This is a genomic window from Nonomuraea mangrovi, assembly GCF_042681425.1.
GTDB lineage: Bacteria > Actinomycetota > Actinomycetes > Streptosporangiales > Streptosporangiaceae > Nonomuraea > Nonomuraea mangrovi.
The window spans coordinates 158185-182092 of the sequence record NZ_JBHUFV010000041.1 but is presented as its reverse complement, the minus strand read 5'-3'; the positions used below and the strand labels follow the sequence as shown (position 1 = coordinate 182092).

Annotated in this window: 14 protein-coding genes and 2 pseudogenes; 5 read left to right on the top strand and 11 right to left on the bottom strand. The window is 70.3% G+C overall.

Going from position 1 to position 23908, the window contains the following annotated elements; all coding sequences use genetic code 11:
* Positions 1-159: 159 nt before the first annotated feature.
* The 3 genes and pseudogenes from ileS to ACFSKW_RS27995 form a co-directional block, all read right to left on the bottom strand.
* A complete protein-coding gene (gene ileS, locus ACFSKW_RS28005; protein WP_379575438.1) occupies positions 160-3117 on the bottom strand; it encodes an isoleucine--tRNA ligase in 2958 nt (985 codons plus the stop codon).
* A gap of 472 nt (positions 3118-3589) precedes the next feature.
* Positions 3590-4384 carry a DUF1963 domain-containing protein gene (locus ACFSKW_RS28000; RefSeq protein WP_379575437.1) on the bottom strand — a complete coding sequence of 265 codons (795 nt, stop codon included), beginning with the start codon at positions 4382-4384 and terminating at the stop codon, positions 3590-3592.
* A gap of 90 nt (positions 4385-4474) precedes the next feature.
* Positions 4475-4618: pseudogene (locus ACFSKW_RS27995) on the bottom strand (MoxR family ATPase); the annotation flags it as partial.
* Between the two features lie 192 nt (positions 4619-4810).
* Between ACFSKW_RS27995 and erm the strand changes: the two are divergent.
* Positions 4811-5623 (top strand): ErmE/ErmH/ErmO/ErmR family 23S rRNA (adenine(2058)-N(6))-methyltransferase, encoded by an 813-nt coding sequence (gene erm, locus ACFSKW_RS27990; RefSeq protein WP_379575436.1) that lies wholly within the window; start codon positions 4811-4813, stop codon positions 5621-5623.
* Between the two features lie 109 nt (positions 5624-5732).
* On the opposite strand, the gene ACFSKW_RS27985 is transcribed toward erm, so the two are convergent.
* Entirely contained in the window at positions 5733-7076 is a 1344-nt protein-coding gene (locus tag ACFSKW_RS27985; protein WP_379575435.1) for a hypothetical protein, read from the bottom strand.
* A 95-nt stretch (positions 7077-7171) separates the two neighbouring features.
* Here ACFSKW_RS27985 and ACFSKW_RS54960 point away from each other — a divergent pair.
* A pseudogene (locus ACFSKW_RS54960) lies at positions 7172-8422 on the top strand (molybdopterin-dependent oxidoreductase); the annotation flags it as partial.
* Positions 8423-9172: 750 nt separating this feature from the next.
* On the opposite strand, the gene ACFSKW_RS27975 reads toward ACFSKW_RS54960, so the two are convergent.
* The 5 genes from ACFSKW_RS27975 to ACFSKW_RS27955 form a co-directional block, all read right to left on the bottom strand.
* Positions 9173-10972, bottom strand: a complete 1800-nt coding sequence (locus ACFSKW_RS27975; protein WP_379575433.1) for a chitinase — start codon at positions 10970-10972, stop codon at positions 9173-9175.
* A 127-nt stretch (positions 10973-11099) separates the two neighbouring features.
* Positions 11100-12779, bottom strand: a complete 1680-nt coding sequence (locus ACFSKW_RS27970) for a fibronectin type III domain-containing protein (RefSeq protein ID WP_379575432.1) — start codon at positions 12777-12779, stop codon at positions 11100-11102.
* Positions 12776-14335, bottom strand: a complete 1560-nt coding sequence (locus ACFSKW_RS27965) for a chitinase (protein ID WP_379575431.1) — start codon at positions 14333-14335, stop codon at positions 12776-12778. Before ACFSKW_RS27965 ends, ACFSKW_RS27970 begins: the two co-directional genes overlap by 4 nt.
* A gap of 337 nt (positions 14336-14672) precedes the next feature.
* The gene (locus tag ACFSKW_RS27960; RefSeq protein WP_379575430.1) at positions 14673-16499 is read right to left on the bottom strand and encodes a M14 family metallopeptidase; all 1827 of its coding nucleotides are present in this window, start codon (positions 16497-16499) and stop codon (positions 14673-14675) included.
* Between the two features lie 75 nt (positions 16500-16574).
* Positions 16575-17258, bottom strand: a complete 684-nt coding sequence (locus ACFSKW_RS27955) for a nitroreductase family protein (RefSeq protein ID WP_379575429.1) — start codon at positions 17256-17258, stop codon at positions 16575-16577.
* Between the two features lie 92 nt (positions 17259-17350).
* On the opposite strand from ACFSKW_RS27955, the gene ACFSKW_RS27950 reads away from it, so the two are divergent.
* The 3 genes from ACFSKW_RS27950 (at position 17351) to ACFSKW_RS27940 (ending at position 19530) form a co-directional block, all read left to right on the top strand.
* Complete coding sequence (locus ACFSKW_RS27950) at positions 17351-17827, top strand: Lrp/AsnC family transcriptional regulator (RefSeq protein WP_379575428.1); 477 nt, start codon at positions 17351-17353, stop codon at positions 17825-17827.
* 63 nt (positions 17828-17890) lie between these two features.
* Positions 17891-18784 (top strand): ATP-binding cassette domain-containing protein, encoded by an 894-nt coding sequence (locus tag ACFSKW_RS27945; RefSeq protein WP_379575427.1) that lies wholly within the window; start codon positions 17891-17893, stop codon positions 18782-18784.
* The gene (locus ACFSKW_RS27940; protein ID WP_379575426.1) at positions 18781-19530 is read left to right on the top strand and encodes an ABC transporter permease; all 750 of its coding nucleotides are present in this window, start codon (positions 18781-18783) and stop codon (positions 19528-19530) included. The genes ACFSKW_RS27945 and ACFSKW_RS27940 overlap by 4 nt, the downstream gene beginning before the upstream one ends.
* Here the strand turns inward: ACFSKW_RS27940 and ACFSKW_RS27935 are convergent.
* A complete protein-coding gene (locus ACFSKW_RS27935; RefSeq protein WP_379575425.1) occupies positions 19509-22562 on the bottom strand; it encodes an AfsR/SARP family transcriptional regulator in 3054 nt (1017 codons plus the stop codon). The genes ACFSKW_RS27940 and ACFSKW_RS27935 overlap by 22 nt on opposite strands.
* 106 nt (positions 22563-22668) lie before the next feature.
* Entirely contained in the window at positions 22669-23901 is a 1233-nt protein-coding gene (locus ACFSKW_RS54955) for a cellulase family glycosylhydrolase (protein ID WP_417629462.1), read from the bottom strand.
* Between the last annotated feature and the right edge of the window lie 7 nt (positions 23902-23908).

The following is a 23908-nucleotide window of genomic DNA, read 5'->3' as shown; positions in this document are numbered from 1 at the left end:
GACAGCTCGGTGCGGGAGCGACACGAACCTGACCGGCACCGCAACAAGATCAGCGCCAGAGCCAGACACCGACAGCGGTCGGCGACAAGTTCTGTCAGCCCGGAACGTCGTCACCGATCATCACCTCGTTCTCGCGCCTACCCGTTACCCCGAAGGGGATCATCGTTCGGCTCTCGCGACCACGCTCTCGCCTGGAACGTGGCAGACCTCGTCGGCGAGCGTCTCTGCGGCGATGAGGTCGCGGTGCGCGGCCACCGCCGCCGCCACCTCCTCGCCGCCCTCGATCCGCACGCGGACCCGGTCGGCCACCTCGAACCCCGCCTCGCGCCTGGCCTGCTGGACGGCGCGGATGAGGTCGCGCGCCACACCCTCCAGGAGCAGTTCGGGGGTCACGGCCACGTCCAGGACCAGCACGCCGTCCGGGATGGCGGCCGAGTGGTCCGCGTCGGCGGCGACGCTGCGGAGCTCGTACTCCCCGGGCAGGAGTTCGACGCCGCCCGCCGTCACCACCCCGCCGTCCGCCGCCCAGTCGCCCGCGCGCACCGCCTTGATCACGCGTTGCACGTCAGGCCCCAGCCGCGGACCCAGGACCCTCGGGACGACGGTGAGCACCTGCTCGCTCACCTCGCCGAGATCGCCGGTGAGTACGACCTCCTTGACGTTGACCTCCTGCTCGATCAGCGCCACGAACGGCGCCAGCCGGGCGAACGCGGGCGTCGCCACGGTCAATCGGGGCAGCGGCAGGCGCACCCGCAGCCCCGCAGCCTTGCGCAGCGCCAGGGCTGCGGAGCACACCTCGCGCACCTCGTCCATCGCGGTGACCAGGTCGTCGTCTCCCCTCCGGGGGCGGGGGAACGGTGTCAGGTGCACGCTGCGGCCGCCGGTCAGGCACTTCCAGATCTCCTCCGTCACCAGCGGTGCCAGCGGCGCCATGACCCGGGTCAGCACCTCCAGCACGCTGTGGAGGGTGCCGAGCGCCTGCGGGTCGCCGGCCCAGAACCTGGTCCGCGAACGGCGCACATACCAGTTGGTGAGCACGTCGAGGAAGGTCCGCACCAAGCCGCACGCCCCCGACAGGTCGAAGGTGTCCATCCGGGCGGTCACGTCGGCGACGAGCCGGTCGGTTTTGGCCAGGGCGTAGCGGTCGAGCGGATGGTCGGACTCCGTCTCCCGACCACCCGCGTACAGGGAGTAGAACGACCACACGCTCCACAGCGGCATCAGCACCTGCCGCACGGCGTCGCGCACGGCCTGCTCCGACACCGCCATGTCGCCACCGCGCATCACCGGCGACGACAACAGCATCCAGCGCATCGCGTCGGACCCGTACCGGTCGAACATCTCGTAGACGTCCGGGTAGTTCGACAGGCTCTTGGACATCTTCCTGCCGTCGTCGCTCAGCAGGGTGCCGTGCACGAGCGCGGTGCGGAAGGCGGGCCGGTCGAACAGCGCCGTGGCCAGCACGTGCAGCGTGTAGAACCAACCGCGCGTCTGCGCGGTGTACTCCACGATGAAGTCGCCGGGGTAGTGCGACTCGAACCACTTCCGGTTCTCGAACGGGTAGTGCGCTTGCGCGTACGGCATGGAGCCCGACTCGAACCAGCAGTCGAGCACCTCAGGCACCCGGCGCATGGTGGAACGGCCGGTCGGATCGTCCGGGTTCGGCCGGGTCAGCTCATCGATGTACGGCCGGTGCAGGTCCGTCACCTGAGTGCCGAAATCCCGTTCCAGCTCCTCAACCGAGCCGTACACGTCCAGCCGCGGGTAGGCCGGGTCGTCGGACTTCCACACCGGGATCGGCGTGCCCCAGAACCTGTTACGGCTGATCGACCAGTCGCGCGCCCCCTCCAGCCACTTGCCGAACTGGCCCTCGCCGATGTGGCCGGGCACCCAGGTGATCTCCTTGTTGAGCTCGACCATGCGGTCGCGCACCTTGGTGACCGCCACGAACCAGCTCGACACCGCCTTGTAGACCAGCGGCGTGTCGCACCGCCAGCAGTGCGGATAGGAGTGAACGTAGCTCTCGTGCCGGTGCACGAGCCCGCTCGCCCGCAGATCGTCGATGATCGGCCCGTTGGCCTCGAACACCTGCAGCCCCTCGAACGGGGGCACGAGCGCGGTGAAACGGGTGCGCTCGTCCACCGTCATGACCGGCGCGATGCCCGCCGCGGCGCACACCTCGTGGTCGTCCTCGCCGAACGCGGGCGCCAGATGGACGATGCCGGTGCCCTCCCCTGCGTCGACGAAGCCGGCCGCCAGGATCCGGAAATCGCCCTCGACGAAGTCGAACGGCGGGACGTACCTCCTGCCGACGAGCTCCCGGCCCTTGAACACCTCGACGACCGTCGCGCCCTCCGGCACGGCGTCACGACCGACCACGTACCGCTCGCCGTCCAGCTCCGCCACCGCGTAGTCCAGGTCGGGGCCGACGGCCAGCGCCTGGTTGCCCGGCAGGGTCCACGGCGTCGTCGTCCAGACCAGCGCCTTCTCGCCGGTCTCCAGCGGGAAAGCCACCGTCAGCGCCGGATCCCGGCGGTCGCGGTAGGTGTCGTCCATCTTGGTCTCGGTGGCCGACAGCGGCGTCTCGCACCGCCAGCAATAGGCCAGCACCTGGTGACCCTCGTAGACCAGGCCCTTGTCGTGCAACGTCTTGAACGCCCACAGGACGCTCTCCATGTAGTCGACGTCGAGCGTCTTGTAGCCACCGGCGAAGTCCACCCAGCGGGCCTGCCGGGTGACGTACTGCTCCCACTCGCGGGCGTAGCGCAGGACCGATTCCCTGGTCGCCGCGTTGAACGCGCCGATGCCCAGCTGAAGGATGTCGGCCTTGCCGGTGATGCCGAGCTGCTTCTCGGCGTCGACCTCGGCGGGCAGCCCGTGGCAGTCCCACCCGAACCGCCGCTCGACCCGCTTGCCGCGCATCGTCTGGTAGCGGGGGACGGCGTCCTTGATGTACCCGGTCAGCAGGTGGCCGTAGTGGGGCAGGCCGTTGGCGAACGGCGGGCCGTCGTAGAAGACGAACTCCTCGTCCCCGCTGACGGACGCCTCGAACGTACGGTCCTGCGCCCAGAAGTCGAGAATGCGCAGCTCGACCTTGGGGAACACTGGTTCGGACACTGCGCACTCCTCACATCCATCGGTCGGATGCGAGGACGGAGACTCCTCCGCGGTACCACCCCGCTTGGCGTCGAGACGCCCACTCGTTCTTCGGCTGTGACGGGCCGGCCCCGTCCGGTTCTACTGAGCCCTCGCGGGCCGTTCTTCCGGAGGCTTCCCGGTGATGGCCGGATCAACGCCTGTGCCCGGAAGAATAGCGGGACAACCCCGATCCTTCGCCAGCCATTATCACCCGTGCGATGGCGGCATTCGGCTGGGACGAAGCCCGTGCCCTGGTCGCCACGCTGGGCCCGCCGATCGCCGTCATTCGGCGGCCATGGTGATCTCGGAGAAGCGCTGTCCGGCTGGTCGAACACGGCCCGCCACTCCACCGGATCGCTGACATTAAGTCCGCGCATCCACTGACGTTCTCTGGCTCTGGCCCACTCTCGATGATCGGTTACTTGGGGTGATGCTGAGCGTGGGCGGGATGTCAGTGGCCCTGGACGTCGAAGACGGCTCTGGAGAAGTCGCGGGCGGCGAGGTGGTCGCGACGTATCCCCCAAGCGATGTGCGCCCCGTCACCCCAGATCATGTGCTCTGTCTCGTTCAGCTGAAGGAGCAGCACCCACTGGCGGGCCTCGGCATAGAACGACTCCTCGTCGTACCAGCCCGCGCCCTCACGTTCGGCGGCGACGGCCTCGAACGGTGACTGCAGGACCATGGCGTGGCCGCCGACCTGGTGCCGTGAGCCGTGGTGGCCGTGCTCGTACTCGCCGACCACTTCCATGAACTCGCGTCCGGCCGCCACATGGTGCCACACCGCCGGAAACACCGCCGAGCTGCCGCCGAAGGCCTCGGCGAGCTCCGGCTGGACGTTGTCCGGCCAGGTGAGCACGGCTTGCGCGGTGAGCGGCTCTTCCGGGTAGACCCAGCCTTCGGACTGCCGAAGCGTGGGCGTCCCGGCAGGCACGTAGATCACGGCGTCGCCGTCCCCGTCGAACTGGACGAAGAACAGCAGCGTGCCGTCCTCGGGCAGCTCGATGTCGACCTCATAGGCGGCCAGCCGCGCACAGGCGAGGGTGGCGACCAGCGCCAGCGGACGCGAGTCCGGACCGACCGGCCAGGACAAGCCGTCCGGCAGGTCCGCGGTTCCGCCCAGCCGCCCGACCACCGGCCGGCCATCCTGAGCTATCGATAGCTGGATCGTCGGGCGCAGCAGCGCGAGCAGCCGGTCGGCGGTGTCAGCGGGTAGATGGGCTCGGGCAAGATCGGCAAAGTTCGTCATGATCGGGAGCATGCCATCGCGCACCGACGTTTAGACCGGACCTTCCGTCCGCCAACGTTGTCGAACGCAGAGAAGTCGGGGGTCTGACCCCAGGCCGAGCGAGTCGGTGAACTGCCGGACCAGCGAGCTCTTGCCGATGCCCGGCGCACCCCAGAGGAAGACCGGGCGCACGACCGCGACGTGCAGGAGCACGTCGGGAAGGCGCGCCGGGGTGAGGGTGACCGTTGCCCGCATCCCACCAGGGTGACGATCTCCGCGGAAAAACGCATCGCGATTTCCAGCGATCTTCCGTAGCCTGGTCGCATGTCATGCCTTTGTTTCATGCGTCTGCGCAGCAGCCGGGCTCTGGCTCGCTAGCTTCGCAGGACGCGAGCCCAGGGCCCGTCGAGATCCCATTCGTCTCGAGGACCCGAGAGGGCTTTTGCTGTGGCGCAGAACTTCGCGCACGGAAATTATTCGCATACCCAGAAGAAGGCCAGGAACAGCGGTGGCGGTCGCACGCCCAGAGATCGGGCGCGGCGTGAGCTCTCGCAGAACTTCCTGGTCGATCAGCATGCCGTGGATCTGCTGGTCAAGGCGGCCAGGCCGAGCGGGCTCGTGCTCGAGCCCGGCGCAGGTGAGGGAGTGCTCACGTCGGCGCTGGCCAGGACGGGCGCCGAGGTCGTGGGTTACGAGATCGACCCGCTGCTGGTGGCCAAGCTCAGGGCCAGGACCAAGCTGAAGATCGTCAAGGGCGACTTCACCGTGGCGCGGCCGCCGAGCGAGCCGTTCGCGGTCGTGGGGAACATCCCGTACTCGGTCACTTCCAAGATCGTCGACTGGTGCCTGCGGGCGCCCGAGCTGACCTCCGCGACCCTGCTCACCCAGTTGGAGTACGCCCGCAAGCGCAGCGGCGACTTCGGCCGGTGGAGCCTGGTGACGGTGGAGAGCTGGCCGTGGTTCTCGTGGGAGCTGCTCGGCAGGATCGGCAGGGAGAGTTTCAGGCCCGTCCCTTCCGTCGACTCGGCGATCCTGCGGATCGAGCGGCGGCCCGAGCCGCTCGTCGACGACGGCCGCGCGTGGCAGGAGCTGGTGGAGCTGGGCTTCTCCGGCGTCGGCGGCTCCCTGTTCGCCTCGCTGAGCCGTCACTACGCAGACGTGGGCGCGGCCTTCGACCGGGCGGGCGTCGCCCGTGACACGGTCGTGGCGTTCGTCCATCCCGACCAGTGGGTCTCGCTCTTCGTCTCGCTGTACCGCTGAGACGGGCGGCGGCCGGTTCGCCGGCCCCGGCCGCCGCCCCTCCCTGAGCCGGTTCGCCGGCCCGGCCGCCGCCCGTCCCCTGAGCTGACGGGTTCGGGGAAGGCTGCGGTCAGCCGGTGACGTCCGCCGTGTCGGACTCGGACGTGACGGACAGCGGCCTGGCCGGTGGCGTGGGCGCGGTGGTGGAGATCCGGCGCGCCCACGGCAGGGCCAGGGCCAGCACGGGCAGCAGCAGGATGGAGGCTCTGGCCCAGTTGGGATGCCAGTCGTTCCAGATCTGCCAGCTCTGGGTCATCCAGAGGTAGCCGATCGCGGCCCACAGCGAGGTGCCGATGATGGCGGGCCAGGCGAAGCGGGTGGGCCTGGCGACCAGGAACGGCATGAACCACAGCAGGTACTGCGCGCCGAGGCGCGGGGTGACGACCATGAAGGCCAGCAGGATGGCGGTGGTCAGGTCGACGGGGTCGGCCCTGCGCCACATCCAGCAGACGGCGAGGACGGTGGCGTAGATCAGGTAGGTGCCGATCTTGGCGTAGGCGGAGTGGAGGGTCCACTCGCCGTCGACCAGGACCGCCGTCCAGCCCCACTCGCCGACGATCGGGCGGATGTCGCTCATGACCTCCATCACCCTGGGGATGTCGGCCAGCGAGGTGCCCGCGAAGATCGGCAGCGTGAGGAGGAAGAAGACCGGCGGGACGCCGGTGGCGGCCAGGCCGATGAGCCGCGCCCTGAAGTTCGGCAGCAGCAGGAGCATGCCGGGGATGAGCCAGATCGGCCAGCTCTTCGCGCACAGCGCCAGACCCATCAGCAGCCCCGCCCACAGGGCCCTGCGGTAGTCGGGAAGTTCGGCCGCCTGGAAGGTGAAGGCCTTCCTGACGTCGATGGCCGCGATCGCCTCGCGGACCGTCATCGTGACGCCGTGCCTGTCGGGGTCGCCGGGGCCGCGCGCCACCACGAAGGCGGCCACGCCGAAGGCCAGGGCGACCGGCTCGACCTGGCCGTGGACGGAGGCCACCAGCAGCGCGAGCGGGTTGAGCGCGTACTGCAGGGCGCGCAGCGACGCGCGCGGCCCTCCTGCCAGCTTCGCCACCAGCGGGATCAGCGCGATGTCGGCGACCACGGTGACCAGGCGGCCCGCGTACTCCCACGGGATGCCCAGCCACAGCAGGATCCCGTAGACGTAGGGGATGGTCGGCAGGAAGTGCCAGCCGCCGTTGCTGCCGAGCACGGGGTCCTGCCTGTTGAGGACCGCCTCGCCGGCCGGCTTGAAGCTGTTGACGAAGTCGACGGGCTGCCAGGTGTCGATCGCCGACGTGTACATGATCAGCACGCGCACCCCTACGCCGACCGCGATCGCGATCCAGAGAGGGGGACGCCAGTCACGCCACTGGGCGATGAGGGCGAACACGACACCTGAGACGAGGACGACCCCCGTGAGCACTGCGTAGTCCATGGCGGCTCCTAGCCTGCCGCACGATCGAAGGTACTGCCACCCGTAAGGCGGGTCGCAGCACCCCGGATCATCACTCTGTGTGTTCAATTAGGAGCATGGGGGGATCACGGGGCAACGGGGTGCTGGTCGGGCTTTACAGGGAGGCGCGCGGCAGGGCCGCCGATCCTGTCGCGGCCTGGTCGCAACTCACAGCCAATCCGCAGGTACGGCAGGCCTATCAGCGAGGCAGAGGGAACGAGGTGGCGCCGGTCGGCGACGACGAGGTGGCCGAGATGGTGGCCGCCGCGCACGTGCACACCATCGCCGCGTACGGCCCGGACAGGGTCGCCGCGCACTCCACGTCCATGATCTCCAGGTTCGTGGGGCTGATCGGCGGCGCGGTGCTGGTCGACCAGCCGCTGGCCGCCACGCAGGTCTTCGGCCCCTGCTCCGAGGTGCCGGAACCGGCCGACTGGGAGCAGGCCGCCTACGCGATCATGTGGGGCGAGAACGACCGCGCGATCCGCTCCCCCGACGCGCACTGGCTGGTGGCCGGCCGCTACAAGGGGCAGAAGGTGGTCGCGATCGGCAGCCATCCGATGCGGCTGTCGGACGAGACGGTCGTGGTCCGCTCGGGCACCGACGCGGCGCTGGCCATGGCGATGGGGCACGTGCTGCTGAAGGAGTTCCACCTGGAGCGGCCCGCGTTCGCCGAGCACGCGAAGCAGCGCACCGACCTGCCGTTCCTCGTGCGGCTGCGCGAACGCGCCGACGGCTACGTCGCCCACCGCTTCCTCAACGCGGCCGACCTCGGCGACACCTCGCCCACGGCCGCGCTGAAGACCGTGCTGCTGGCCAGGGGCGGCAGGCCCGTGGTGCCGAACGGGTCGCTCGGTTTCCGCCGCGACCCGGCGCACTGGAACCTGACGCTGGAGACCGACCCCGCGCTCACCATGTACGGCAAGGGCGGCGGCAGCGTCGAGCTGCTGCTCCCCCGCTTCGACGAGGGGTCGGGCGTGCTGCGCAGGGGCGTGCCGGTGGTGCGGGTGGGCGACCACATGGTGACGACGGTCTACGACCTGCTGCTGGCCCAGTACGGCGTGGCCCGCGACGGCCTTCCCGGTTCGTGGCCCGCTGACTACGACGACGCGCGGGAGCCGTACACGCCTGGTTGGCAGGAGCCGATCACCGGCGTCAGCGCCTCGAGGGCGGTCAAGGTGGCGCGCGAGCTGGGCGAGACCGCGCTGCGCACGGGCGGTAGGTGCATGATCATGCCGGGGCGGCTCGGCACGGAGCACGCCGACACCGCGCACCGGGCGATGCTGGCGCTGCTGGTGCTGACGGGCTCGGCGGGGGTGCGCGGCGGCGGATGGGGCGGTCCGAGGGGCGAGGGCGAGCGGGTGGTGGACACGGGGATCTACTTCTACCTGCACGCCGACAGGTGGCGCTACGACTGCACGGACGTGGGGATGCTGTCCTGGCAGCTCGGCGAGGGCCTGTTCAACGACCGGGCGCCGTGGCCCGTGCTGGCCGAGGCGGTGCGCGAGGGCTGGCTGCACATGGCGCCCGAGTACGACCGCAACCCGCTCGACCTGGTGGCCGAGCCGGGACGGCGCGCCTGCGACGAGCCGGACGATCCGCGCAACTGGCCGAGGGTGCTGACGCTCGCGCACGGCGACCAGGTCGATCCCTGCTTCGTGCACCATCTGGTCAACGGGAAGCTGGACCTGCTGGTGGGCGCCTCCCAGTACGCCGACGTGCCGATGCCCGACGTGCGGATGCTGGCCGAGGCGTTCGGCAAGCTGGCCGTGGAGCATCTGGGCACCCGGAGGGAGCTGGTGCGCGGCCACATCGTGGAGCGCAACTATCCGGAGACGGCAGCGCTGCTGGCCGCGGTTCCCGGGCCGGCCGTGCGGCCGGAGGGCATGCCGTGGCTGACGCTGACGGGCCGCATGCACACGCTCGTCGACCACGACTGGATGCACGAGTACGGCGAGGCGCTGCCCACCTACCGCCCGCCGGGCACCGGGCAGCACGTCAAGCCGACGCTCATGGTCAGGCATCGCGGGCAGGAGGGCTGAGACCCGACCGCGACGCCTGGCCATGGGCGCGGGCCGTCAGCTCAGGCCGTCCAGGTAGGGCCGGTGCGAGCGGGAGAACTCGAAGCCGTTGAACCTGTCCCAGTTGATCGACCAGGTCATCAGCCCCCGCAGGTTCGGGTACACCCCTCGTGGCCGGTAGGTGCCGCACCCCATGCCCTTGGCCAGGCAGGTGAACGCCTTCTGGACCTCGGCGACGGTGGTGAACCCGTTGCCCGCGTTGGGCGAGGCGGGCAGGCCGATGGCGACCTGGTCCTGGCGGAGGGCGGGGAACACGTTGCCGGCGTTGCCCATGATCGGGAATCCGGCGAGCAGCATGTCGGTCATCGCCACGTGGAAGTCATGGCCGCCCATCGTGTGGTACTGGCCGTCGAGGCCCATGATCGGCCCCGAGTTGTAGTCCTGCACGTGGAGCAGGGTCAGGTCGTTGCGCAGCGCGTGGATGACCGGCAGGTAGGAGGCGCTCCTGCTGTCGGCCGCGCCGTTCGGGCCTGGACCGTAGAACTGGTGACCGAGCTGCACGAAGAACGTCTCGGGCGCCATGGTGAGCGTGAACCGCGTGCCGTACCTGGCCTTGAGCGACCTCAGCGCGGAGATCAGGTTGACCACGACGGGCGTGGTCGGGTTGTTCAGGTTCGTGTCGCCCTGGTTGAGGTAGAGCGAGTGGCCCTCGAAGTCGACGTCGAGGCCGTCGAGGCCGTACCTGTCGATGATCGCAGCCACGGACTCGACGAACGTGTCGCGGGCGGCGGCGGTGGTGAGCTGCACCTGCCCGTTCTGCCCGCCGATGGAGATGAGCACCTTCTTGCCCGCCGCCTGCTTGGCCCTGATGGCGGCGACGAAGTCGGCCTCCGACTCGACGTTCGGGCACTCGGCGACCGGGCACCTGGTGAACCTGATGTCGCCGGAGGTGACCGAGGTGGGCTCGCCGAAGGCGAGATTGATGAAGTCCCACTCGCCCGGCACGTCGGCCATCCTGACGTAGCCGGACCCGTTGGCGAACGAGGCGTGCAGGTAGCCGACCATCAGCTTGCCGCTCTGTCCTCCCCCTCCGGTCGTGGTGGTCCCCGCGACCTCCTGCGTGTACGGCGAGCAGTTGCCTGAGGGGTCGCACGCGCGCACCTTGAACCGGTAGGTCGTGGCGGGGTTCAGGCCGGTGGCGGTGTGGGAGGTGGTGGTGACCTGCGCGGGGGCGGCGCCGTCCCTGGAGATCTCGTAGCGGGCGATCGTGCCTGAGTCGTCGGTGGAGGCCGACCAGGTGGCGGTGAGAGAGCCGCTCGTGGGGCTGCCGACGGCGAGGCCTCCGGGGACGGTCGGCGGGGTGGTGTCCTGGCCTCCGCCGCCTCCTCCCGGGCCGTCGAGCACGACGTCGTCGGCGAGGTAGGGGCCCTGGCCGTACCAGCCGTTGACGTGGATGGCGACGGCCGTCGTGCTCGCGCCGGTCGTGAAGGAGGTGGTGAGCTGCCGCCAGGTGGCGCCTGGCGCGCCCCACGTGCTGGCGTTCACTCCGGTGCCGGTCGCGCCGAGGAAGACGTAGGCGCCCTGGACCCACGCGGACAACTGGTAGGCGGTGTTCGGCTGGACGGTGACGGTCTGCCGGCAGCGGGCGAAGTCGTCGCCTGCGGGGCTGCCCTGCAGAGCCTTGGTGCCGCCGTGCACGGGGCTGGACACGGTCTGCGCCAGCGAGCACGTCCAGCCCGCAAGGCCCGACTCGAAGCCGGGGTTGGTCGCGATGTTGGCGGCGAGCGCGGGCGTGACGGGGAGCGCGGTCATGGCGAGCGCGAGGGCGGCCACGGCCGCCGGCTTCCTCAGGTTCATGCGTGAGGTTCCTCGATCGTGGTGCGTGGGGGGTGCGGCTCACCGTCCCGGGAGAGGAGGCGCGCTCTCCCGGGACGGGAGCCGGGCGGACGCTCGGGAGGGTCGAGCGCCGGGGGGTGCGCCTGGATCAGAACCCTGCGGTGGTCCTGGTGAACTCCCAGTCGGACTGGGCGATGCCGCTGCAGTGGGAGACGACGCCGCCGCCCGGGCACGGACGGTCGCGGTTGACCGCCCAGTAGGCCAGGCGGGTCAGGCCCTTGGACTTGGCCCAGTTGGTGATCTGGGTCCAGGTCGCGGGGGTGGTGAGCTCCTGCTGGTCGGACAGCCCGTTCATGCCGGAGATGCCCATGTGGGCGTACGCCTGGGCGTCGGTCCAGCCGAAGGCGCTCTTCAGCGCGTTCTTCAGGCCTTCGGAGGCGTTGACGGTGTCGTTGTAGATGTTGGAGCTGCCGAAGTCGAACGGCATGATCGTGTAGTTGTCGATCGGGACCGCGAGCTCCTTGGAGCGGTTGATCAGGCGGATGCCGTGGGAGTTCGGGCCTGTCGTGGTGGTGCCGAAGGTGACGACGATCTTGATGTTGGGGTTGTTCTGCTTGACGATCTTCAGGCCGTTCAGGATGCGGTCCTGGACGGTGTAGTTCTCGAACTCGTCGGTGTTCTCGATGTCGAAGTCGACGACCGCGGGGCCGACGGCGTTGATGACCTGCTGGACGGCGCCGGCGAAGGCCTGCGGGGTGGAGCAGTTCGGGCCGAGCTTGTTGCCTTGCCAGCCGCCGAAGGAGACCTGGACGCTGCCGCCCTTCGACTTGATCGTGGAGATGGCCTGGGCGTCGGCGCCGCCGGTGAGCGGGCGGTTGCCGTCCCATGCGGCGTTGCAGCCGCCGCTGGACAGGATGAAGGCCATGGTGAAGGACTTGACGCCGGTGGCGTCCATGACGGTGCCGGGGTTGGGCGGGTTGCCCCAGCCCATGTAGAGGTACGGCGCGCCCGGCATGCGGCTGCCGGTCGGGCATCCGGTCGTGGAGCCGGTGACGGAGGCGCTGGAACCGGACTCGCCCGCCGAGTTGTAGGCCCTGACGGTGTAGGTGTGCGACTGGCAGGCGCCGAGGCCGGAGATCGTGGCCGAGGTGCCGGTCACCTGCGCGCGCTGGGTCGAACCCTCGTAGACCCGGTAGCCGGTGACCGTGCCGCTGGAGGCGCCCCACGACAGGGAGATCGAGGTGTTGGTGGCGCCGGTGACGCCGGGCGCGCCGGGCTGTCCTGGTGTGCCCGTCCCGCCCGAGGTGGAGGCGGTGACGGCGGTGCTCGCGGCCGACAGGTTGCCCGCCGCGTCACGGGCGCGCACGGTGTAGGTGTAGCTGGTGCCCGAGGCCAGGCCCGTGTCGGTGTGGGTGGTGCCGGTGACGGTCGTCACCAGCGTCGAACCGCGGTAGACGTTGTACCCGGTGACGCCGACGTTGTCGGTCGAGGCGTTCCACGCCAGCGAGATGCTGCTGGAGGTGCTCCCCGTGGTGCGCAGGTCGCCCGGCACCGAGGGCGCTGTGGTGTCGCCGCCCCCGCCGGAGACCGTCTTCCACAGGGCGGGCACGTTGGCGGGCTCCCAGCCGGGCTGCGAGGTGTGGGCCTGGATGCACTCGTAGTCGACGCCGTTGTAGGTGACGCGGGTGCCGATCGTGTACGGCGTCCAGGCCTGCCACGCGGGGTAGGCGGCGACGGTGACGCTCTGCGCGGCGGCGGGGTTGATCGTGGCCAGGCCTGCGCCCGCGAGAGCGAAGGCGGCCACCAAGGCGAGCATGATGCGTCTCATGGCATTCCCTGAAGGTGCGGCTTGACGGTCTTGGAGAAGTTCCAGTTGTTACTGGCGTCCCAGTTGATGGACCAGGTCATCGCGCCCCTGATGTCGGGGTAGGCGCGGGGTGGGACGAACGAGCCGCAGCTCGTCCGCTTGGCCAGGCAGTCGAGCGCCTGGTTGACCAGGCTCGGGGCGACGATGCCGCCACCGGCGGCGCCGGGGCCCGCGGGCAGGCCGAGGGCGACCTGGTCGGGGCGCAGGCCGTTCTCGAGCTGGATGCAGGCCAGCGCGACCATGAAGTTGACGGTGCCCTGCGAGTAGGCGGCGTTCTGGTCGCAGCCGAGCATGGAGCCGGAGTTGTAGAACTGCGTGTGGACGACGGTGAGGATGTCCTTGATCGACAGGGCCAGCTTGAAGTACTCGGCGCCCGTCGACTGCATGTCGATCGTCTGCGGGGCCATCGTGATGATCAGGCCGGAGCCCGCCTTCGACCGCAGCGACCTGAGGGCCTGGGCCATGTAGGTGGCGTTGAGCCCGTTCTCCAGGTCGATGTCGACGCCGTCGAAGCCGTAGTTCTGCATGAGGGCGTGGACGGAGTCGGCGAACTTCGTGGCCGCCGCGGCGCTGGCGACCTGGACGCGGCCCGCCTCGCCGCCGACCGACAGGATGACCTTCTTGCCGCGCTGGTGGAGGGCGGCGACGTCGGCCTTGAACTGGGCGTCGGTGTAGCCGCCCACCGCGGTGGCCAGGCCGGGGTCGACGCTGAAGACGACCTCGCCCGCGGTCGAGGTGGCCTCGCCGAAGGCGATCGCGACCAGGTCGTACTCGGCGGGGACCGCGGAGAGCTTCAGCTCGACGGCCGGGTTGACGAAGTTGTGCCAATAGCCGGTGAGGAAGTGCCTGGGCAGCGGGCCCGTCGTGCATCCGGCGGTGGTGGCGCTGACGTCGCGTCCCGCCGACTCGCCGACGGAGTTGTAGGCCTTGACGGTGTAGGTGTGCGTCTCGCAGGCGCCCAGGCCGGTGATGGTGGCGCTGGTGCCCGTCACGGTGGTCTTGAGCGTCGACCCCTCGTAGACCCGGTAGCCGGTGACCGTGCCGCTCGCCGTACCCCAGGACAGGGAGATGGCGGAGGTGGTGGAGGTGGCGCTCGCGACGCCCGGCTGCCCTGGGACGCCGGGCTGGGGTTCGCCGCCGCCGCAGGAGGCGCCGTTGATCGTGCAGCCGGTGATGCCGGGGAAGTTGCCTGGGCCGCCGTTGAAGCCGAAGCTCGTGCTGGCTCCGGCGGCGAGCGGGCCGGCCCAGCTCGGCGGGGTGAAGGTGTAGTGCTGGCCGCTGCGGGACATGGTCGCGTCCCATGCCGACGGTATGGAGTATCCGGCCGGTACGTCGAACTGCACGTTCCACGCGACGGGGGCGGCGGTGCCGTTGGTGATCGTCACCTTGCCCTCGAAGCCCGAGCCCCAGTCGGCGGCTTTGGTGAAGGTCGCGGTGAGGCCCGCGGCCTGCGCGGGCAGGGCGACCAAGGTGAGAGCGAGGGTGATCAGTGCTACCACTGATGCGCGTAATCTCACGCCGTTCCTTCTTTTCGGGGGGTGCGCTCCCTTTGCAGGGGCTGTCAGGGTGGGTCAGGCGAGGGGGCGCCGCCGCAGACCTCCCACGGCGGTGGGCTCGCGCGGCGCGCCGGGCTCCTCGACGGGCCGCGTCGAGGGGCGTGACTGTCTTCGCAGGTGGGGTGGCTTGGTCGAGGGTGCGATCGTCCTGGACGACTTCCTTCATGATTTCTTTTAGTAAAGTTTCCTAAGAGTTGTCGCGATCGTAGCCTTGACATCGACCCCTTACAAGACCCAAAAACCCACCCCTCCTGGCCTGCGAAGAAGCCGGGAGAGGTGGGCGTCCCTCAGGTTTCGGTTACGGCGTTTGGGTGATCTTCACATCGTCGACGCCGGCCTCCACCAGAGAGGCCGTGGAGGCGTCCGCCGCGTCGATGACGATCCTGACCGTCTGGCCCGCGTGCGCGCTCAGGTCGGCCGTCGCCACCGTCCACGAGCCGTTCCTGTTGGAGGCGGCTCCCGTCTGGTTGACGACCGTGGTCGTGGTGGAGCCGACGACCCGCACCCTGAAGTAGTCGGCGCTGGAGGAGTTCGAGCCGTGCGCCAGGTACCACGACAGCGACAGGTTGAGCGTGCCCGAGGCCGGCAGGGTGATCGGCGGCGACTGAATGGTGGTGACGCCGCCGTCGACGTCGTAGGCACCCGCGGAGGAGCCCGCGAGCCGTCCCGTCACCAGGTCGTTGACGCCGCTGACCGTGGTGCCGAGCTGCTTGGCGCCCGAGGACGTGGTGGCGGCGGGGTCGCCGCGCTCCCACTGGCCGAGGGTGGCGGTGTCGGTGCCGCCGGGGTTGCTGGTCCAGCCGGTGGCGGTCTCGAAGGTGTCGGAGTAGACGGTGGTGCCGCCGCCGGTTCCGCAGTACTGGGTCTCCTTGCCGATGATCCGGTAGACGCAGTCGGAGTACTCGAGGAAACGCAGCACGGCCTCCCTGTTACGGGTGGTCTGCGGGACGATCTGCTCGTCGGGCGGGTAGAAGCCGGGGCTGGCCCCGGTCGGGTACATCTCGAACGTGAAGCTGAAGATCTTGTAGACGCCCCACAGCCAGTCGTCGATCGTTCCGTCGGTGATGTACAGGTCGCTGGCCTGCTCAGGGGTGTAGCTGTTGGTGGAGGCCATGTTCTGGCCGAGCGTGGCGTGCGCGTCCCTGTCGTCCTGGGTCAGGCCGGGCGCGGTGTCGTTGAAGGTGTAGCCGTAGGGCCACAGGATCAGCTCGCTGTAGGTGTGCCAGTCGATGTGCGCCTTGATCTGCTGGACGCCGCCGACGACCCGGCCGCGCACCCAGTCGGCGACGGCCTTGACCTCGGGAGCGGACTCGGCGGACGCGCCCCTGTAGGTCTCGCTGGAGGTGGACCCCGACGAGCCGCCGCAGCAGCCCCAGTTGTAGGCCCAGTTGCGGTTCATGTCGGTGCCGACCGCCGAGGAGCCCGCGTTGGGCTGCCGGTTCTTGCGCCAGGACCGGTAGGAGCCGGTGGCGATGTCGTACTCGCCGCCGTCCGGGTTGAGGTCCGGCATGATCCAGATCTCGCGGTTGTTGACCAGGTTGGTGATGCGCGCGTCGGTGCCGTACCCCTCGGTCAGCAGGTGCATGATGTACAGCGCCATCTCGACCGTGAGGTGCTCACGGGCGTGCTGGTGGGCGGTGAAGAGCACCTCGGGCTCGGCCTCGTCGGAGCCGACGTTGTCACTGATCTTGACGCCGATCAGCTGCCTTCCCTCGTAGGAGTTGCCGTAGACGAACTTGCTGGCGATCCCCGGGTGCGCGGCCACCAGCGCGTTCACGTCCGCGGTCATCTCCGCGTAGTTGTGGTAACCGGAGTCCGACGGAGGGAAGTCAAAGGCCCTCGCCTCGGACCGGGGTAACGGGGACGACAGCTCCGCGACGCGGTAGCCGAGCCGTTTGATCGCGGCGAGCTCGGCCGCGGTGGCGGTGACCACCACGGAGTCGGCGGCGATCTCCTCGATCGCCGCGCCCGTGGACGCCACGGCGCTGCGCTGCTTCGCGTCGGCCGGACCCTGCACCCTGTACTGCTTGTTGGGCGGCGGTTCCGCGCTCGCCCCTGCCCCTGTCACGCCGGTCAGGCAGATCAGGGCCAGAACGGACAGCAGGATGAGTAATCGGCTTCTCACCTTCAGCCTCCTCAGGCTTGACGTGCGTCTGCACTGAGAGTGAAGAAGGTCCCTCAACCGGAAAAGGCCCAAATTTCAGGACGTGCAGGAGAAGTGCAGCAGCGCCTCGCGCAAAGGCTTCCTCGTCAGGTCGGGCACCTCGGCGTCGGGGGCGGCGTAACCGATCGGGAACAGGATGTAGGGCCGCTCGTTGCCGGGCCGTGCGCAGATCTCGCTGAGGAAGGCCATCGGGTTGGGCGTGTGCGTGAGCGTCGACAGGCCCATGGTGTGCAACGCGGTGACGAACAGCCCGCACGCGATGCCCACACTCTCGTTGACGTAGTAGTGCTTGACCCGGCTGCCGTCGGGCCGCACGCCGTACTTCTCGGCGAAGCACACCACGATCCAGGGCACCACTTCGAGATAGCCCTTGTCTGAGGTCGTCTCCAGCGGAGCCAGCGCCTCCCGCCACTCGGGGGTCAGCCGCCCGCCCTCGTAGTTCCGTCGCTCCTCGACCTCGGCGGCCTGCCTGATCCGCCTCTTGGTCGCCTGGTCGCCGATCAGCACGAACTTCCACGGCTGCTGGTGCGCGCCGGAGGGAGCGGTGTTGGCGGCCAGGACCGCCAGCTCGACGCACTCCCTCGGCACGGGTTCGCCGCTGAAGAAGCGCACGCTGCGCCGCCTGTCCACGTGTTCGTAGAACGCGCGGCCCCTGCGGATCATCTCCGCCTCGTCATAACGGTCGGCCACATACGGGATGAACGGATACTTGTGCTCCATGGCTCCGCAGTGTCCGCACAGGTGACGATGATGACAACACCTGGGCCTCTATGCTGGCAAACAGGCAGCCAAAGGGCGATGGAGGAGACGGATTGCCAGCACGTCGTCATGGACTCGACGAACTCGACCTGCTGATCCTGCGCCTGGTGCGCGAACGGCCGCGCACCGGCCTGCTGGAGATCGCCCGCCTGGCAGGGGTCGCGCGCGGAACCGTGCAGGCGCGGCTGGACAGGATGGCCGCCGACGGCGTGATCACCGGGTTCGGCCCCACCCTGTCCCCCACCGCGCTCGGCTACCCCGTGCAGGCCTTCACCACGCTGGAGGTCGAACAGGCCTCCCGCGAACACATCTCCGCCGCCCTGCACGCCATCCCCGAACTGCTGGAGGCCTACATCGTCACGGGCCCAGGCGACGTGTGGTGTCGCATCGCCGGGCGCGACAACGAGCACGTCCAGCAGGTCATCGACGGCATGCTGGCCATCCCCGGCGTACGGCGCAGCACGACCGTCATCACGCTGTCGGAGGTCGTCGCGCACCGGGTCCACCCCCTGGCAGGCATCGCGCGATGACCCGACGGCGGCCTGCCAGCCGCCTGCCACGCCGCTGACAGCGGCCGGCGACACCGTAGGGGCATGACCTACGCGATCGAAGCCGAAGGGCTCGTCAAACGATACGGCGACAAGGTGGCCCTGGCCGGGATCGACCTGCGCGCCAGGACAGGGACGGTGCTCGGCGTCCTCGGGCCGAACGGCGCGGGCAAGACCACGGCCGTGCGCATCCTCGCCACCCTCCAGAGCCCCGACGAGGGCAGCGCCAGCGTCGGCGGGTTCGACGTGCGCAGGCAGGCGGCGAAGGTGCGCGAGCTGATCGGCCTGACCGGCCAGTACGCCTCCGTCGACGAGCAGCTGACCGGCACCCAGAACCTGGTGATGATGGGCCGCCTGCTCGGCCTGCCCCGCGACAGGGCCAGGGCCAGGGCCGCGGAGCTGCTGGACAGGTTCGGGCTGACCGAGGCGGGCGGCAGGAAGGCGGGCGGCTACTCGGGAGGCATGCGCCGCCGCCTCGACCTGGCGGCCAGCCTGGTCAGCAGCCCGCGCGTGCTCTTCCTCGACGAGCCGACCACCGGGCTGGACCCACACGCCCGCAACGAGCTGTGGCAGGTGGTCAGGGACCTGGTCGCCGACGGGGTGACCGTGCTGCTGACCACGCAGTACCTGGAGGAGGCCGACCAGCTCGCCGACGACATCCTGCTGATCGACGGCGGCCGCGTGGCCGCCTCCGGCACACCCGACGAGCTCAAGGCGACGGCGGGCGGGCACCGCCTCGAGGTCAGGCCACTGCACGAACGCGACACCGAGAAGATCGTCACGATCATGGGCGGGCTGACCGTTCCCGTCCACGACCTGGCCGAGGCCCCCGCCCTGCTCAGGAAGCTCGACGACGCGGGCATCGTGCTCGCCGAGCACGCGCTGCGCCTGCCCTCCCTCGACGACGTCTTCCTCAGCCTGACAGGAGCATCGAAATGATCTCGCAGAGCCTCACCCTCGCCTGGCGCAGCCTCATCCCGATGAAGAACAGCCCAGGCCAGCTCATCGGGCTCCTGATGCAGCCGGTCTTCATGATCGTCGTGTTCGTCTACCTGTTCGGCGGCTCCGGCGGCGACAGGGCCGGCGCGGTGCTCTACATGCTGCCCGGCGTGCTCACCCAGGTCGCGCTGATCGCCACGATCAGCACCGGCATGAACCTGGCCACCGACATCGACAACGGAGTGTTCGACCGGTTCAGGACCATGCCGATCGCCAGAGCCGCGCCCCTGGCCGGGCGGATCCTGGCCGACCTGACCACGCTCATGCTCACCATCGCGATGTCCCTGCTGATCGGCTACGTCGTGGGCTTCAGAGTCCAGACCGGCCCGCTGGAGGCGCTGGCGGCCGTCGGCCTGATCGTGCTGTTCGCCTTCGCGCTGAGCTGGGGATCGGCCTACCTGGGGCTGGTGATCAAGTCCGTGACCACGATGCAGAGCATGGCGACCGCGGTCCTGCTCCCGCTCACCTTCGGCAGCAGCGCCTTCATCCCCGCCACCGACATGCCCGGCTGGCTGCAGTGGTGGATGGGCGTCAACCCCGTCTCGCACCTGGCCTCCGCGCTGCGCGGGCTGATGGTCGGCGGCCTGCGCGCCGGTGACGTGTGGATCAGCCTCGGCTGGACCGCCGTCATCGCCGCGGTGTTCGTGCCGCTCGCCCTTCGCGCCTACAGCAGGCGGGTCAGCTGATCGCGCGACATGCGGGCGCCGCGCTCGTACGCCTCCTCGAAGACGGCGTCGCCGAGCGCGGCGCGGGTGTCCGCGACGGTCCTGGCCGCGTCCGCGTCGCCGCCGCTCAAGCCGGCGTAGACCGTGCTCGCCCCGCCGAGCAGGACGGCCGCCCGCTCGGCGTCGCCCGAGGCAAGCGCGACCGCGGCGAACCCGGCCAGCGCCGAGGCCAGGATCGGCAGATCGGGCGCCGCCCCGAAGGCCTCCACCGCCAGCAGCAACTGCCGCCTCGCGCCCCCCAGGTCGCCCGTCTCCAGCAGCGCCCTGCCGTAGGACGTCAGCGCCCAGCTCAGCTGCTGCGGCAGCACGTCCTCCATCGCCGGCAGGGTGACGATCACCTCCTCGTAGATCGCCAGCGCGTCCGCAGGATCGCCGGCCAGCCGCGCCAGATCGGCCTCACCAAGCCGCAGCCGGAGCGCCACGTGCTCCGACGTATCGTCGGACATCGCCGCCCTGGCCCTGGCCAGGTCGGTGGTGGCGCCCTCGATGTCACCGCCCTGGGCGCGCAGCAGCGCCACCGTGGTGAGCGTGGAGATCGCCTCGTCGACGCTCACCCAGCCGATGGTGAGCGTTCCCGCCTCGGCGACCAGGTCCGCCGCGGGCCTGTCATGGGCGACCCGAACCCCGGCCAGCGTGAGCAGCGCCTCGCTCAGGCCCCACCGGTCGCCGAGCCGCCTGAACCCGGCGACCGCCCGCTCCAGGTCCTCCTCCGCCGTCGGATCGGCCGACCGCCAGCCGCCCCTGACCATCAGCGCGGCGCTCGCCAGCCACGGGTCCTCCGCCGCCACGTACTCGGCGAGCAACTCGGCCAGGCGGTCGTCCTGCCGGGTCATCGCGGCCATCACGGCCCTGCCCAGCAGCAGCATCGGATGGACGGGACCCTCGGCGCGGGCCTGGGCGACCACCCGCTCCAGCTCCGCCACGACCTCGAGCAGCGAGTCCGGTTCGCTGAGCAGCCGCCCGATGTGGCCGGTCCCGATGCCGAACATGCAGGAGGCGTAGGCGGCCGCGAGCCCCTCGGGCGGATCGCCGCCCGCCAGCTCGATCACCTGCGCGGACCACGCCTCGCCCTCGGCCCGGTACCCGCACAGCCACCAGTACCAGGTCAGCGCCCCGCACATGCGCACGGCGAGCTCGACCTCGCCGCTGTCGATCGTCCAGCGCAGCGCAGCCGCGTGGTTGTCGCGCTCGGCCGCCAGCCGTTCGATCCATTCCAGCTGCTCGTGGGCGCGCAGGTGCGGCACCGCCGCCTCCGCGAGCTCCATGTAGTGGACGGCGTGCGCCCTGCGCGGCTGCTCACCGCACTCCATGGCGTAGGTCCTGATCGTCTCCAGCATCGTGTAGCGGCCCTGGGCGTCCATCCTGACCAGTGACTTGTCCACCAGCGCGCCGAGCACCTCCATGCCCGCGCCGCAGACCGCCTCGACCGCCTCGGGCGTCGCGCCTCCCGCGAAGACGGCGAAGCTCTCGGCCAGCGCCCGCTCCCGCGCGGTCAGCAGGTCCCAGCTCCACTCGACCACCGCGCGAAGCGTCTGCTGGCGCGGCAGCGCCGTACGGCTGCCGCCGGTCAGCAGCCTGAACCTGTCGTCGAGCCGGTCGGCCAGCTGGGCGGGCGTCATGGTGCGCAGCCTGGCCGCGGCCAGCTCGATCGCCAGCGGCATCCCGTCGAGCCTGCGGCAGATCGCGATGATCGCGGCGACGTTCCGCTCGTCGAGCGTGACGCCGTCGGCCCTGTCGAGCAGCAGCCTGACCGCGGGACAGGTGCCCGCCACGGAAGGGCCCGCGCCCACCGGCGGCAGCTCCAGCGGCGGGATGGGCGCAAGCCGCTCGCCCTGCACGCCGAGCGGCTCCCTGCTGGTGGCCAGCACGCGCAGCCCCGGGCAGTCGGTGAGCAGGCGTTCGGCGAGGACGGCCGCCGCCTCCACGAGGTGCTCGCAGTTGTCGAGCACGAGCAGCGCCTTGCGGTCGGCGAGCGCGGCCAGCAGCCGGTCCGTCGGAGTGACCTCCTCCTCCTGCACGCCGAGCGCAGGACGTTCGGCGCCGCGCAGAGCCAGAGCGTCGAGCACGGCGCCCGGCACGTCGGCCGGGTCGGTGACGGGGGCCAGCTCGACCAGCCAGGCCTCGTCGGCCAGCAGCGCGGCCTCCGTCGCCAGCCTGGTCTTGCCCGCGCCGCCCGGGCCGACGATGGAGACCATCCTGGCGGCCGACAGCAGGGCGGTCAGCTCCTCCAGTTCCTCCTCACGGCCGATGAAGCTCGTGAGCGGGCGCTTCACGCTCGAACCGCGGCGCCGTACGGCAGGCGCGACGGCCGGCGGCGCCACAGGAAGGTCCCCCGAGACCACGGCCAGATGCGCGGCGCGCAGGTCGGGGCCCGGATCGACGCCCAGCTCGTCGGCCAGCCGCGCCCTGGTGCGCGCGAAGAGCGCGAGCGCGTCGGCCTGCCGTCCGGCGGCGGCCATGGCGCGCACGGCGATCGCGCACAACCGCTCGCGCAGCGGGTGGGCGGCGACCTCCGCCGCCAGGTCCACGGCGAGCCCCGCGGCCAGCCTCGCCTCCGCCCTGGCCTCGACGGCGGCGAGCCTCTCCTCCTCCAGCGCGGCCGCCACGTTGGCCAGGTGCGGCACCGCCGCCAGGTCGGCGAGGGCGGGCCCGCGCCACAGGTCCAGCGCCGCGTCCAGCTCGCCCACGCGGGCCAGGTCGCGGAAGGAGCGCGCGTCCACCTGCGCGCTCAGCCGGTAGCCGCCCGGCCTGCTCTCCACCACGTCGTACGGCCTGAGCGCCGCGCGCAGCCGCTTGACCAGCGTCTGCAGGGCGTTGACGGCGTTGGCGGGGGGCTCGTCGGCCCACAGCGCGCCGATCAGCCGTTCGGCGGTGACCAGCCGCCCCTCCTCCAGCGCGAGCAGCGCCAGCAGGGCCCTGACCCTGGCGCCGCCGACCTCGATCGGCCCTTCGGGTCCCTCCACCGACAGCGGACCGAGAATCGCAACACGCATACCCACATCTTGCCGTCCGGCAAGGCCCGCGCAGCCACCCCAGCCGCGCGGGCCCTTGATACCGGCTATTTCATAGTAACTCAGTGGGTTTTATAGGTAAATAGCCCTAGTCGGCCCGCACCCTGTCACGGACCCACACGCCCGCGGGCTTCAGCCTGGAGGTGCCGGCGAACGGCCCGTTCGGGCAGGTGCCCGCCGTGAAGACCGCACCCGAACGCTCGTCGTCGGAGTAGTTCCAGTTCACCCAGCTGATCTTCTTCTGCGCCATCAGGTCGATGTACTGCTGGGACCTGGTGAAGTTGTTCGACCCGTCACCGGAAGCGGTCTGCGTGCCGAACTCCGTCACGAACATCGGGATTCTGTCGGCGGCCCTCGACAGCGCGTTCAGGTACTCCGAGCCGTGGGAGGCCGCGTAGAAGTGGAAGGTGTACATGATGTTGGTCGCGTTGACCGGGTTGTTGACGACCTCGCTCTCGTTCGCGCCGTCGGAGACGCCGAGCGACGACCACGCACGCGTCCCCACCAGGATCGGCGTCCGGGGGTCGTGCTGCCTGATCACCGGAATGAGCTGGTGGGCGTAGTTCCTGATCGTCGACCACGACACGCCGTTCGGCTCGTTGGCGATCTCGTACAGCAGGTTGTTCTTGCCGTTGTGCCGCTGGGCGATCTCGGTGAAGAACGTCTTGGCCCTGCTCAGGTTCACCGTCGGGTCACCGGGGGTGAGCATGTGCCAGTCGACGATCGCGTACATCCCGCGCGCCGTGGCCATCTCGATCAGGTTGTGCACCCGGTCGGTGAACAGCCGCGGGTTCGTCTCGTACCCGCCTTCCTGGATGTACATCGAGATCCGCAGGACGTCGGCCTTCCAGTCGGTGGCCAGCGCGTCCAGCGAGGCGGCGTTGAGGCACTGCGAGTACCACTGCAGGCCGTGCGAGCTCATGCCGCGCAGCTGGATCTGCTCGCCACGCTCGTTGCACAGCCGTACCCCGCACACCGCCAGCCGGCCGTTGGCCTCCACGGGAGTGCCCGAGCCGCCCGCCTGGGTGGTGGCGGTGACGGCGGCGCTCCTGTCGGACTCGTTGTCCGACGGGTCACGCGCGGTCACGGTGTAGGTGTGGGTCGATGAGGGCGCCAGCCCGGTGATCGTGGCCGACGTGCCGCTCACGGTCGCCTTCAGCGCCGAGCCCTCGTAGACCCGGTAGTCCTTGATCGTCCCGCTGTTGTCGGTGGAGGCGTTCCATGCCAGCGTGATCGAGCTGGAGGTGGTGGCCGTCGAGTGCGGGCCGCCGGGGACGGACGGCTTCTCCGTGTCGGGAGGACCGGCGGCGAAAACCGTCAGCCGGTCC